9 protein-coding genes are annotated in these 12,582 nt (G+C 63.8%); 4 read left to right on the forward strand and 5 right to left on the reverse strand.

The genetic code is table 11. From position 1 onward, the window contains the following. Positions 1 to 4: 4 nt before the first annotated feature. Positions 5 to 1,468 (reverse strand): hypothetical protein, encoded by a 1,464-nt coding sequence (locus LZC95_31030; GenBank protein ID WXA90876.1) that lies wholly within the window; start codon positions 1,466 to 1,468, stop codon positions 5 to 7. 74 nt (positions 1,469 to 1,542) lie between these two features. Beyond that, a complete protein-coding gene (locus tag LZC95_31035; GenBank protein ID WXA90877.1) occupies positions 1,543 to 2,508 on the reverse strand; it encodes a hypothetical protein in 966 nt (321 codons plus the stop codon). A 93-nt stretch (positions 2,509 to 2,601) separates the two neighbouring features. On the opposite strand from LZC95_31035, the gene LZC95_31040 reads away from it, so the two are divergent. After that, positions 2,602 to 3,984 carry a hypothetical protein gene (locus LZC95_31040; GenBank protein WXA90878.1) on the forward strand — a complete coding sequence of 461 codons (1,383 nt, stop codon included), beginning with the start codon at positions 2,602 to 2,604 and terminating at the stop codon, positions 3,982 to 3,984. A gap of 133 nt (positions 3,985 to 4,117) precedes the next feature. Here LZC95_31040 and LZC95_31045 read toward each other — a convergent pair whose 3' ends face one another. Next, a complete protein-coding gene (locus tag LZC95_31045; protein WXA90879.1) occupies positions 4,118 to 5,161 on the reverse strand; it encodes a YncE family protein in 1,044 nt (347 codons plus the stop codon). Between the two features lie 58 nt (positions 5,162 to 5,219). After that, the gene (locus tag LZC95_31050) at positions 5,220 to 6,377 is read right to left on the reverse strand and encodes a serine/threonine protein kinase (GenBank protein ID WXA90880.1); all 1,158 of its coding nucleotides are present in this window, start codon (positions 6,375 to 6,377) and stop codon (positions 5,220 to 5,222) included. A 330-nt stretch (positions 6,378 to 6,707) separates the two neighbouring features. Here LZC95_31050 and LZC95_31055 point away from each other — a divergent pair, with 330 nt between their 5' ends. Both LZC95_31055 and LZC95_31060 read left to right on the forward strand, forming a co-directional pair. Continuing rightward, positions 6,708 to 8,783: a TonB family protein gene (locus tag LZC95_31055; GenBank protein WXA90881.1), complete on the forward strand. Its 2,076-nt coding sequence runs from the start codon at positions 6,708 to 6,710 to the stop codon at positions 8,781 to 8,783. 108 nt (positions 8,784 to 8,891) lie between these two features. Then, positions 8,892 to 9,683 carry an acyl-CoA desaturase gene (locus tag LZC95_31060; protein WXA90882.1) on the forward strand — a complete coding sequence of 264 codons (792 nt, stop codon included), beginning with the start codon at positions 8,892 to 8,894 and terminating at the stop codon, positions 9,681 to 9,683. A gap of 127 nt (positions 9,684 to 9,810) precedes the next feature. On the opposite strand, the gene gloB is transcribed toward LZC95_31060, so the two are convergent. Beyond that, positions 9,811 to 10,587 carry a hydroxyacylglutathione hydrolase gene (gene gloB / locus LZC95_31065; GenBank protein ID WXA90883.1) on the reverse strand — a complete coding sequence of 259 codons (777 nt, stop codon included), beginning with the start codon at positions 10,585 to 10,587 and terminating at the stop codon, positions 9,811 to 9,813. Between the two features lie 219 nt (positions 10,588 to 10,806). On the opposite strand from gloB, the gene LZC95_31070 reads away from it, so the two are divergent. After that, positions 10,807 to 12,555 (forward strand): serine/threonine protein kinase, encoded by a 1,749-nt coding sequence (locus LZC95_31070; GenBank protein WXA90884.1) that lies wholly within the window; start codon positions 10,807 to 10,809, stop codon positions 12,553 to 12,555. The last annotated feature ends 27 nt before the right edge of the window (positions 12,556 to 12,582 follow it).

Below are 12,582 nucleotides of genomic sequence, written 5' to 3' on the forward strand. Positions count from 1 at the left end.
GATACTAGATACCGAAAGACCAGTTGGCCGTCACGGTGTGGATGACGGGAGTGTCCAGCTTGTTACGTGCCTGGTCGTATTCCAGACGGGTGCCCGTGCCCCCGGTGATGCGGTACTCCAACTTCAACGCGCTCCAGGTGCTCGTGTCGATGCGCGTTCCGACCGTGCCCTCGACCACGTCCAAGGTGACGGTGGGCGGATTGGGCGACGTCGGAGCCGGAATGTAGAACGCATCGGCCTGATCGACGTTCTTCTTCGAGTAGGTGTACTCGCCCTTGATGTAGGGCGTCACGCGGCCGATCGTATAACCAATCATCGCAAACGCCGCATAGGTTCGCCACTTGGCGCCGGCAAGGCCCGAGGAGAGCGCACCTGACGAAACGCGGTGCTCGATCACGTAGCCCTCCGTGATGAGCGTGAAGGGCAAGCTCGGATACGCGATGTACGCGTTGCCGATGAACTCGTCCATCGGCGTATCGGGAAGTCCGGGGCGCACCGTCGAAGGTTCGGCACGGATCCGCGAATACACACCGGAGACGCCGAGCCGCAGATCCTTCAGGCCGAGGCCCGCCAGCTCCGCCTTGAAATGCCCCGCATTGACCGGCGTGAACGCGGTGCCGTGCGCATTGTGGCTCGCGCCATTCTCCGGAAGCGGGTCGCGTGAACTCCCCACGGAGCCGACGAGCGCGACGTTCGCGCTGCCAACGGGGATGTTTAGCCCCGCCTGGGCGCCGATCCAGTGCGTGGGAACGAGGCCGCCGTGAAGCAGAATGACGCGCGGACGCTCGATGGAGAGCTGCAGCCACTTGCCGTGGTGGTATGCCACGTTCCAGTAGCCGAGGTCCGTGTGGAAACGGCCGGCCTCGACGAAGAACTCCTTCACCGGCTTCCATCGGAGGTGAAGACGCTCGAGCTCCGCCAGCGGCGTGTTCTGGTCGTATTGAAAGGTCACCTCGGTGGTGGCGAGGATCTTTCCGTCGAGCTCCCCGTTGAAAAGCATGTCGAAGACGCCGACGGCAAAGGCGGCATCCGGCCTGACGTTGCCTTCGGCACGGTTCGCAACACCGAACGACATGTCGCCGAACAGGTTCAACGCGAACCTCGGCTTCGCCGTACCAATGTGAATCTCCTGCAGGCTTCCCTCGGCGAACTGCTGCATGTCCGCCGTACGCGAGGAGTGGAAGGTCATCGAGAGATCGTCGCCCTCGTCCCCGGGCGGCGCCGTGCCGGCCGACGGTGCGGCCGACGGCGTCGTGGGGGCCGCGGTCCCCGTTGCCGGCGTGGTCGCGGTAGGTCCAGACGGGGTAGGAGCTGCAGGAGCCGGCTGCGCGGCCGAGTCCTCCTGTTTGCCGTTGGTCGGATGCTCCGGGACACTTCCCCGAGGTGACGACTGCGCAAACGCCGTCGCCGAATGAATGCCGATTGCACCTAGGACAGCCAAGAAGACGAGCGAACGCTTTTGCGGCATGTTTCTCTATTAGTCCAATACGTAAAAAGATTACTAGATAACAATCGAGCGAGATCTCGACGTTCGATTTCGAGTCACTTCATCTCGTTCTTCGGAACGGTATGGTTCACGGCCGGCACCTGGCGAAGGGCGGCAATGATGGCTTTCTTGTCGTCCACCGTCATCTTTTGAATCTGCGCCCAGGGCATCTCGTAGAGGGGGCGGCCGTCTTTGGAAATCCCTTGATCGAACGCCTTCATCAAGTCGTCGTCCGAATGACGACCGATGCCGGTCGCCGGATCCGCCGTCAAGTTCGGCGCATACACTTTGCTTCCATTCTCGAGATCGAAGCCCATGCCGCCGGCCAAGTAGTGTCCCGCCACGGGCTGGTGGTGATCGTCGAACGTGTTGTGACACGTCTCGCATTGCGCCACCTTCAATAGCCATTTTCCACGCTCCACACCCGCAGCGGGGGCCGGAGGCGGCGACTTTTCGACGGGCGACGGCAGCAGGCGAACGATCACCGACAATGGGAACTCCAACTCCGACTTGCAGGGGTCGTTCTTGATCGGCGGGATGGTCCGCAGATAGGCCACGACGGCCAGGGCATCCGCGTCGGACATCGTCTCCCTCCACGAATCGTACGGCATCAGTGGGGCGAGCGCATTGCCATGCTTGCCGATGCCCTCGCGCGTGGCACGCACGATCTCGCCATCGGTCATGTTGCCGATGCCCGTTTCTTTGTCGGGCGTGATGTTGGACGCGCAGATCTTCCCCATCCCCTTGATGTTGGCCATGAAGCGCCCCTTGCCGAGGGCGGCTTCGACGGGGACGTCACCCGGCGTATTCGGTACGATTTCGCTGTGACACGTCGTGCACTGAAAGACGTACCGCGCGAGGTATTTACCGTGCTCGATGGAGGCGGGATCCGTCGGAGCGTGCATCTCGGCGGCGGGACGCACCTTCGGCGACAGGGCGTAAACCTTCACCACGAGGCCCCCGATTCCCACGAGAAGAAGGCCGCCAACGACACCGAGAATGCCTTTTACAATCTTCCTCATTAGAGTTCCTCTCGTCGCAGTGCTAACCCTTCACTGCAGCTCCGGTTGCTCAACCCGCAAAGATGCAGGCTCATCCTATCGTTGCTAAATCGAATGCGCAAACTTCCACTTGTCGCTGGCTCGCTTCCCCCTCTCGTCTTGCTCGCTGGTCTCGTTGTTTCGTCGACGGCACTGGCCAACGGGCGGTACCCGTACGGCAACCAACTCGTCGTCGCCCCGAACAATCCGGACGTGATTTACGTTCGCACGACATTCGGGATCCTTCTTTCGGAGGACCACGGCAGAATCTTCCGTTGGATCTGTGAACCGCTCATCGGATTTACCAACGGACTCGATCCCGGCATAGGGGTATTCGACGACGGGGCCATGGCGGTTGCCGGTTACTACGGATTAGCGATCAGCCACGACAACTCGTGTTCGTACCCTTTCGTGGGGGGTGGGCTGGACAAGCAATATGTCATGGACATTGCCGTCGATGACAAGAATCCGAAAGGTGGCGTCGTCGTCACCGCCACGGCAAACGGCAGTCAGAAGCACGTTCAAGTATTTCAAACCAGCGACAACGGCGTGACGTGGACGGCACCCGGTCCGGCCCTCGACACGTTCCTCCTGCCGACGACCTTGGACGTCGCCCCGTCCGACCCCCAGCGCATTTACGTGGGGGGCTTCTTCTACGGTGAAGACGGAGTTCACGGGTTCGTCCAACGCAGCGACGATCGCGGCAAGACGTGGGCCCCGCGCACGCAGCTCGGCGGTGTGACGGAAGCGGATCGCGTTTCGACGCTTCACGTCTCGGGCGTCGATCCCAAGGATCCGAATCGCGTATTCGTCCGGGTCAGCAATCCGCGCAGCCAGGACAGGCTTCTCGTGTCCAACGACGGTGGTACGACATTTCAGGAAGTCGCCTCCTTCGCCGGTCCCATGTACGGATTCGCCATCTCGCCGGACGGCGACAAGGTGGCCATCGGCGGCGTGGGAGGGGGCAACGATACGAATGGCAAGGGCGTGTACGTCGCCTCGCGCCCCGCATCGGGCGTCGCCTACCAATTCGAACAGCGCTCGAACGTGCCCGTTCTTTGCCTCAAATGGACGAGCGAGACCCTTTACGGCTGCGGAAACAACCAGCAAGAAGGCATCTTCGTTGTGGGCAAATCCGACGACGAGGGCCGCACCTGGAAGCCGTTGCTCAACAGCGTCAACGACATCGACGCGACCTTGAAGCATTGCCCGAATGGGTCGGCGTACAACAATTTGTGCATTGCCGACTGGGCACGGCAGGTCTGCCTCTTCAACACGCCCGGCGCCCTCGATGCTTGCGCCGCCGCAACGGCGGACGCCGGAACGTCGAACGCCGTGCAGGATGACGGGGGCGGATGCACCTTGGGACCGGGCGCCGCATCGAAAGCCGCAACCGGCTTTGCCGCCCTGTTTCTAGGATTCGGCCTCTTCGTGCGACGCCGGCTGCGCCGTCACTAAGCACAACGCCAAGATTCAACCGCCAAGGCGCCAAGGTCGCCAAGATAGATGGTGAGAGCGAGGAACGCTTTCGTTCACACCCTCCAAATCCCTTGGCGCTCTTGGCGTCTTGGCGGTTCGAATATCTCCGAGCCTACTGAGGCTTCTTTCGCCAGGCCATTCCGTTGGGTTTGGACCCGACGTTGATGGTGGCGATGGGCGTGCGGCTGGCGATGTCGATGACGGTCACCGTGTTGGCGGCCTGATTCGACACGTACGCCGTCTTGCCGTCGCCGTTGAAGGCAACGCCGTGCGCACCTTGCCCGGCGACGGCGAGTGCAAGTTGCTCGTCGGCGTCGGCGCGGCGAATCGCGACCTTCGCGTGGTCGGTGTCGGCGACCCAGACGTTGCCGTCGGGGCCGAGGCCGGCCATGCCCGGTGTGAATCCGAGACGGTGCACTTGAACGACCTTCAACTCGAGCGTGTCGATGACCGACAGCGTCCCGTCGGTCTCGTTGTCGACATAGGCCATTCCGTTGTTGCCCTGCCATGCGCCCACGGGCGAGTCGCCCACGGGAATCGTCTTCGCCACTAGCTTCGTGACCGGATCGACGATGCTGACGCTCGCGGAGTGCGTGTTGGCCACGAAGCCGTACCGGCCATCGTGTGAAAACGTCACCTCCGACGGAGCGTTGCCCACGCGAACCGATGACCGCGTCGCCAGGGACAGAGGATCGAGCACCAGGACGAAACCATCGTACTGAGACGTCCAGATCTCCGCCTCGTTGGGCGAAAAGATGGCGTTGTGGTTCATCGTCGGAAGACGGCGCGAAGCCAAGGTGCTTCCGTTGCTCGCATCGAGCAGAAGCACCGCACCGGGCGTGCTCGTATCACCGTTTCCATGCCCCGCATGACCGCCGCTGAGATCCGTCCCCGGCACCGCGACGAGCATCTTCGAGCCGTCGCGATTCAGATAAATGTGATGGGGAAAGTTCGCATCCTTGATCCGGATGGTACCGGCGATACGTAGACTCTCGGTGTCGATGACCGAAATCGAATTATCTCCGCCGTTGACCACGAACAGCGCATCGTAGGAAATCCGGTCAATGGGCTCGGTGGACGGCAGACTCGTCTCGCCGTTCTGAACGGGCGTAGAGCTTCCGCATGCATTCACGCAAAAGAGTGATGCGGCCAACAAGGACAGGGAAATAACCGAGGCAACGTGCACGCGGTGAAACTAGCAGAACTCCGGAACGCTACACCTTCGAAAGCGGGGTCGGATCTTCGCTCGACTCCGCAATTTGATAGTGCGAAGGCGGCTGTCGTTGTTCAGCGCTGGATGACGGCTTCGACTCCGATGTCGGCGCGACGACGCGAAGGGAGAAATTCGGCGGATTTCGAAGCGGACTCGCAGGCAACGTGCGACGCAATTGCGGAGGTGGCTCGTACTTCCTGGCGGGCAGACTTGACCAGGCGAAACGTAGGCTATTGTACATCTCGGCGGCGGTGGAAAATCGTTGATCGCGATCGCGGTGAACGGCGCGTTCGAGAACCGTGGCGAGCACGCTCGGGCAATCACGCCGCCCGATGCGCACGTGGATGGGCCCCACCTCGAGGATTTCGCGGAGCAATTCGTCGAGCGTCTGCGCAGCGAAGGGCGCGCGACCGAAGAGACACTCTTGCAGCACCACGCCCAGTGCGTAGATGTCCACGCGACCGTCGATGGGCTCCATCTTCATTTGCTCGGGTGCGAGGTAAACGGGCGTGCCCATGATGCGCCCCGCGGGCGTGAGCGAGGGCGCGTCGTGGGCCAGCCAGCGCGAAATGCCAAAATCGAGCACCTTCACCTGGCGATCGTCGCAGAGAAAGACGTTGGCAGGCTTGATATCGCGGTGAATGATTTTCAGCTCGTGCGTGAAGGCCAGGGCCTCCAGGACCTGCAGCCCGACCGCGCACGTTTCCTCGAAATCGAGCGCGCCGCGGCGATCAATACGCACTTGGAGCGACTCACCGCGGAGAAGCTCGAGAACGATGTAGGGAACTCCGTTTTCCAGCTGCCCGGTATCGATGACCGCGCACACGTTGTGATGGCGAATAGCTCCGATGACTTTCGCCTCTTGATAGAAACGCCGCAAACTCGTCTCGCTCGCGGCAATTTCCTCGAGGGGCACTTTGAGCGCGACATGGTCACCGCTTTTGCAGTCCAGGCACTCGTACACCGTGGAGGCCCCACCGTGACCGATCTCGCGGATAACGCGGTACTTTCCACCGACGATGCGCCCCAGCAGCGGCGCCAGGCGACCCGCGGAGGATCCCAGCGAGCCTGCGACGGACGAGCTAACCTTGGCAGCCGCGCGGTGTTGGCTGCTCAGGCCTTTGGAGGGCGTGAGCTTGGCGCCCGTAATTTTGCACACGGTCTCGTTGAGAGGGTGCGCATACCCACAATGCCGACATCGAGCGTAAAACAGGTGCTGCCCCATGGGTATATGACCTGATTCGGAAGTTCGGAATAGCAGGGGGTCGGGGTCGGGGTCGGGGTCGGGTCGGGGGTCGGCGGCGCGTCTTTCTTCAAGTCGATCGAGGCGGGTCGTACGTAGGTAACGGAAAGGTGTGAGAAAGCCATTCTCACACCGATCGGCCGTCAAAGACAGTTGAAAAAGTACGCCCCCGTGTTGGATTGTGGCAAGGTTCCCGATACAATGGCCTCCTCTATGAGCGCAATGCGCGGTCAATCCGGCCCAGTCATGGACGGGCTCGCCCAACTGCAGTCGAAGTACAGACCGATCCTCGAAATCGGCCAGGGCGGAATGAGCCGTGTGTACCTGGCTTTGGTACGCGGCCCGGGCGACTTCAACAAGCTGCAGGTCATCAAGCGCCTTTTGCCGACGTTGGCGGCCGATCCCGAATTTCTCGAGATGTTCCTCGAGGAGGCGCGTCTCTCGGCGCGGCTCAATCACGCCAACATCGTCCAGATCAACGAGATCGGATTCGATGGCCAGCACCATTTCATGGCCATGGAATACCTCGAGGGGCAAACCCTCGACGCGGTGGTGCGCTCGGCGGCAAAGCGCGGCGGACTGCCGCTGGCCATGCACCTGCGCATCATCGCCGATGCGTGCTCTGGCCTGCATTACGCGCACGCGCTCACGGACATCGACGGCAAGCCGCTCAACATCGTTCACCGCGACGTGTCGCCGCACAACGTGTTCGTGACCTATGCTGGACAGGTCAAGGTCCTGGACTTCGGTATTGCCAAGGCGGCCGATTCATCGCACCACACGCGCACCGGTGTCGTTAAAGGCAAATGCGCGTACATGGCGCCGGAGCAATTCCGCCAGGAAGGAATCGACCGGCGCGCGGACATCTTCGCGCTCGGCGTGATGACCTGGCAGGCCGCCACGCGCACACGGTTGTGGAAGGGCCTGACGGACATCGAGATCTTCCATCGCCTGGCCACCGGCGAGATCCCCTCACCGCTCAGCATCGATCCGTCGATGCCCACGGGCCTCGTTGCCATTTGCGAGCGCGCCCTGGCGCCGAACCGCGATCAACGATTCAGCACCGCGCAGGAACTCGGTGAGGCCATCGAGGCCTACCTCGCGACCTTGCCGGAGGTGCCCTCCACGCGCGAAATCGGCAGGTACGTGAGCGACCTTTTCGCCGAGAACCGCGCCAAGGTGAAGGCGGCCATCGAGGCGGAGCGAAAGCGAAGCGAGACGTATCCCGCCAACACGGGCGAGATTCCCATCTTCGTCGACCCGGACGCGGTGCGCGACGACAGCAATTCGGCACCGATGGGCAGCGCCCCCATGGCAGCGCCCCACACCACGACGGAGTCGAAGATCTCGCCGGCGGACGTGGGCCGCGGCGGCGTGTCTCGGCTCAAGGCATTCGTGCTCGTCGGCGGCGCCATCGTCCTGGTGGGCGGCGGCGTGCTCGGAGCTTTGGGTTGGCGCAAGAGCCATCAAGTTGCCGAGGCAACATCGCAGGCTTCGGCGGCGGTGGCGGCCACGCAGCAGGCAACGGCCGCGGGTGCGAACGAGCCACTCTTGGGCGGCGCCACGGCGGATGCGTTCACGGTGCTCAAGGTGGAAGTCGTTCCGCATAGCGCCAGCGTCTTCGTCGACGATGTGCCGCTTTCGTCCAACCCCGCGCAGGCACGCTTCACGCGCGACAAGCAGGCGCACCGCGTGCTGGGCGAAGCGCCGGGTTACACGCGGCAAGTGCAGCTCGTGGTCTACGACGAGGGCGAGAAGCAGGTGACCATTCAGCTCGAACGCGAGGGTGCACCGCCACCGCCCGTGGGTGGAGGCCACACCGCGCCGCCGCGCAACACCGCGAGTGCGGCGCGTCATCCGAGCGGGAGCGCAGCGCCCTCGACGGCGACGACGCCCACGGTGTCGCAGACGCCGAGTGTGCAACCGCAGCCGGCCCCGACGCCCGTCGTCACGCAGACGCATGCGCCGCAGCCCCAGCCACCGCCGCCGGTGACCCAGCAGCCTTCGGCACCACCGGTGGCCGCCCCGGCTCCGGGCACGGTCGATCACAAGGGCGTTCGAGCCACCGTCGCAGCGCACCGCGGCGAAGTGCAAGCTTGCTACGACCGGGCTCACTTGGAGCGAAACGATCTGCGCGGCAAGGTGGTCGTCTCGGCGACGATCAGCCCGCAGGGCCAGGTGCTCAGCGCCAACGTGGCCAATTCGACCGCGAACAGCACCCGCCTCGAGCAATGCTTGATCAGCGCCTTCCAGGGCTGGACATTTCCAGCGCCGGCGGGCGGGGTGAACGGTAGCGTGACGTACACCTTCAATTTCGACTGAAATTTGGGCCGCTGGATCGGTCGGGGCGGTGCCATGACCGTACGCTGACAATCGCTGACGGAAAGGTGGTAGCGCGCTCGGGGACCCGCCTTTAAGGTGGCAGCCATCGTGAAAGGCCTCCTACCCATCCTCGCCTTGTTCATCGTCCACTGGCAGTCGTCGGTCTTTTTCCAGACCTTCTTCTTGCACCGGTACGGCGCCCACAAGCAATTCACCATGAGCAAGGGCTGGGAGCGCTTCTTCCACCTCTGCACGTACATCACCCAGGGCTCGAGCTTCCTCTCCCCGCGCGGCTACGCGATTTTGCACCGCATGCATCACGCGTACAGCGACACGCCGAAGGATCCGCACTCGCCCACGAACCACACCAACGTCTTCACGTTGATGATGAAGACGAAGAAGACGTACGACGACTACGCGTACAACCGCGTGCAGCCGGAGCCGCGCTTCCTCGGCGGCTACCCCGAGTGGCCGACGCTGGATCGCCTCGGTCAAAACTGGGTCATGCGCTTCGCGTGGATCGGTCTCTACACCGCGTTCTACGTGCACTTCGCCACGGCGTGGTGGATGTACCTGTTCCTTCCGGCCCACTTCATCATGGGCCCCATCCACGGCGCCATCGTCAACTGGTGCGGCCACAAGTACGGCTACCGCAACTTCCAGAACGGCGATGACTCACGCAACACGCTGGTCTTCGACTTCGTCACGCTGGGCGAGCTCTTTCAGAACAACCACCACAAGTTCGCCATGAGCTCGAACTTCGCCGCCCGCTGGTTCGAAGTCGACCCGACCTACACCGTCATCCGCATCTTCGCCGCCCTCGGCATCATCCGCCTCGGCACGCAAACCATCCGCTGGTCCCCGGCGGACGCAGAAGCCGAACCCGCCGGCGGCGAGTAACGTCGCGGTAACGGCTGAAGAGGATTGAACAGGGAGACGGGGAGGCGGGGAGATTTTTGGGTTTGGTTCGCGTTGAACCAAATCAAGAAATCTCCCCGCCTCCCCGTCTCCCTGTGAATTTCTTCTCTTAGAATTTGTCCTTCGCGCCCCGAATTGCGCCGAGGGCGTCGGAGTCGCTCGCGTCGGTGGCGATGCCTAGCGTTTTGCGGATCTCGGGGGAGCGGACGCGGAGGAAGGGGTTGGTCGCGAGCTCGTCGGACATCGTGCCGGGGACGGTGGGGGTGCCTGCGGCGCGGAGTGATTCGGTGTGTTCGGCACGCGCGCGGATGGCGGCGTTGCTCGGCTCGACGTGGGCGGCGAAGCGGAGGTTGCTCTTCGTGTACTCGTGGCCGCAGTACACCTGTGTGTCGCCCGGCAGCGCGGCGAGCTTGGAGAGCGATGTGTGCATCATCGCGGGTGTGCCTTCGAAGAGGCGCCCGCATCCGGCGAGGAAAAGCGTGTCGCCGGTGAAGACGGCGCGCGCGGTCTTGTCGGTCACGACGTAGGCGACGGCGCCCGTGGTGTGCCCCGGGATGTGCAGAATCTCGACGCGGAGACCGCCCACGGTGAACGACTCCCCTTCTTCGAGGAAGCGCGTCTGCCCGGGGATGCGACCCTTGTCGGAAGCATGCCCCGCGATCTCGTGCACACCGAGCGCGCTCGCCACCGCTTCGTTGCCGCCAACGTGATCGAAATGATGATGCGTGCTCCAGATGCTGGCGAGCTTGCGGACGCCGCGCGCCTCGAGCGCTGCGAGGATCGGCGCAGCCTCCGATGCATCGACGAGCACCTTCTCACCCGTCGCCTCGCACTCGACGAGGTACGCGTAGTTGTCCGACAGACAGGGGATCGACGTGATCTTCATCGTGGGCGCGTAGCCTAGCACTGGCTCGGCGCGCGGTTCGGCGCGACACCCTGCGCGTAATCCTACAGTGCAATTCCACGGGTCGGCGGCTGCAGAGATAGCTTGGCGGCCGCTTTCGGCCACTCTGGAGGACTGATACTCTTCACTCCGGTACTCGAAAGTGGGGAGGGTGCGGGCTTCCTTGAAATCACCATGTCGACGGCGCGGTCTTCCAACGTCATGAGCTCGGTCTGGCTCCCCACTGTGGCTGGGAAGTATCGGCTCATTTTCGAGTTGGGACGCGGCGGCATGGCCGATTTGATGCTCGCCGTCGTCCAGGGCCCCGGCGGCTTCAACAAGCTGCAGGTCTTGAAGTTGCTTCGCCCCGAGCTCGCGGCCGAGGCCGAGTTCTGCACGATGTTCCTCGACGAGGCTCGGCTCTCGGCGCGCATCAATCACCCCAACGTCGCACAGACCAACGAGGTCGGCTTCGACGGCGAGCGGTACTTCATCGCCATGGAGTACCTCGAGGGGCAGAGCCTCGACGAGCTGACGCGCCGCGCGCGCGCCAAGCACGGCAATGTGCCGCTCTCCGTCACATTGCGGGCCCTGGCCGATGCGTGCGCAGGCCTTCACTTCGCGCACGAGCTGAAGGACTTCGACGGCACGCCGCTCAACGTCATCCACCGCGATGTCTCGCCGCAGAACATCTTCGTCACCTACGACGGCATCACCAAGCTTCTGGACTTCGGCATCGCCAAGGCGGCCGACTCGAACATCCGCACGCAGGTCGGCACCATCAAGGGCAAGATCGCCTACATGGCGCCCGAGCAGCTGCTCGCGGTAGCGCCCATCGATCGTCGGGCGGACATCTTCGCGGTGGGGGCCATCTTGTGGCGCACCATCACGGGAAAGCGGATGTGGGCCGGTGCCAACGAGATGGAGATCCTCCAGAGCCTGGCCAACCACAAAATCCCCGAGCCCGTCGCCCTTCCCGGCATCCCGCAGGCACTGCTCGTGGTGTGCAAAAAAGCCATCGAGCCCAATCCCGACGATCGCTACCAGACGGCCCTGGAGCTGAAGGAGGCCATCGAGTCGGTGCTCGCCTCGCAGCAGGGCGGCGCGTATTCCGACGTGTCGCGATTCATTTCCGAGCTGTTCGTCGAACGGCGCAAGGAGATCGCGCTCGCCATCGAAGCGCGTCTCTCGGCGCCCGAGACGAGTCACGTCAGCGGGGTGCCCGTCCTTGCGCCGCAGTCCGTGTCGCGCATCGGTTCGATGGTGGGAACGTCGGCCACCCTGAGTCGCACCCCCGAGCGCGACAGCGGCGCACCGGACTCGATCCGCGTCGAGGTGTCCGGGATCACGCCGGAGCGCAAAGGCCGGCGTTGGGGTGTCGCGGCGACCTTGGCCCTCGCGGTCATCGGTGGTGGCGCGGCCTTCGTCCTGCGGCCGAACGCCGTTTCAACCGTTCCAACGACCGCCGCGCGCAGCATGGAAAGCGCGCCGCCGGCAGCGGCAGTGCCGCCCCCAACGGCGACGAACAGCGCGCCCGCGGCGAAGGTCGAGACGGAGTTGTTGCTCGACGTCGCGCCGTCCCACGCGGAAGTCCTCATCGACGACGTTCGCGTTTTCGGCAAACCGGCGCGCGGTGTCTTTCCACGCGATGGGCAGCTGCACACGATCGTGGCCAAAGCCGACGGGTACGTGCCCAACGTCCAGCAGGTGGCGTTCGACACCTCGAACATTCACCTCGAGATTTCCCTGGAGAAGGAACGCCGGCCCGTTGCGCCGCCGCCCGCACCTGCCGCGCGGCCTCCCGTGGGCAAAGCGCGTCCGCCCGCGCCATCGGCGCCACGTCCCAGCGGCGCGCCGGCGAATGGACCGGCGGCCCCCGCGGCCAGCAATAGCCCTGAAGCGCCCGCGCCTTCGTCCAAGCCGCGCGGCCGCGTCGACCCGCTCGATCCCGGGGATCCCTGGGAAAAGTGATCACCTGATGACGCGAATGAGGAAAAC

Source organism: Sorangiineae bacterium MSr12523 (assembly GCA_037157775.1).
Lineage (GTDB): Bacteria > Myxococcota_A > Polyangia > Polyangiales > Polyangiaceae > Pendulispora > Pendulispora brunnea.

What these genes read in the sequence shown, in the direction of transcription:
- LZC95_31035 (WXA90877.1), bottom strand. Translation starts at nt 2,508, where the DNA reads ATGAGGAAGATTGTAAAAGGCATTCTCGGTGTCGTTGGCGGCCTTCTT.
- LZC95_31055 (WXA90881.1), top strand. Translation starts at nt 6,708, where the DNA reads ATGGACGGGCTCGCCCAACTGCAGTCGAAGTACAGACCGATCCTCGAA.
- LZC95_31040 (WXA90878.1), top strand. Translation starts at nt 2,602, where the DNA reads ATGCGCAAACTTCCACTTGTCGCTGGCTCGCTTCCCCCTCTCGTCTTG.
- LZC95_31030 (WXA90876.1), bottom strand. Translation starts at nt 1,468, where the DNA reads ATGCCGCAAAAGCGTTCGCTCGTCTTCTTGGCTGTCCTAGGTGCAATC.
- LZC95_31070 (WXA90884.1), top strand. Translation starts at nt 10,807, where the DNA reads ATGAGCTCGGTCTGGCTCCCCACTGTGGCTGGGAAGTATCGGCTCATT.
- gloB (WXA90883.1), bottom strand. Translation starts at nt 10,587, where the DNA reads ATGAAGATCACGTCGATCCCCTGTCTGTCGGACAACTACGCGTACCTC.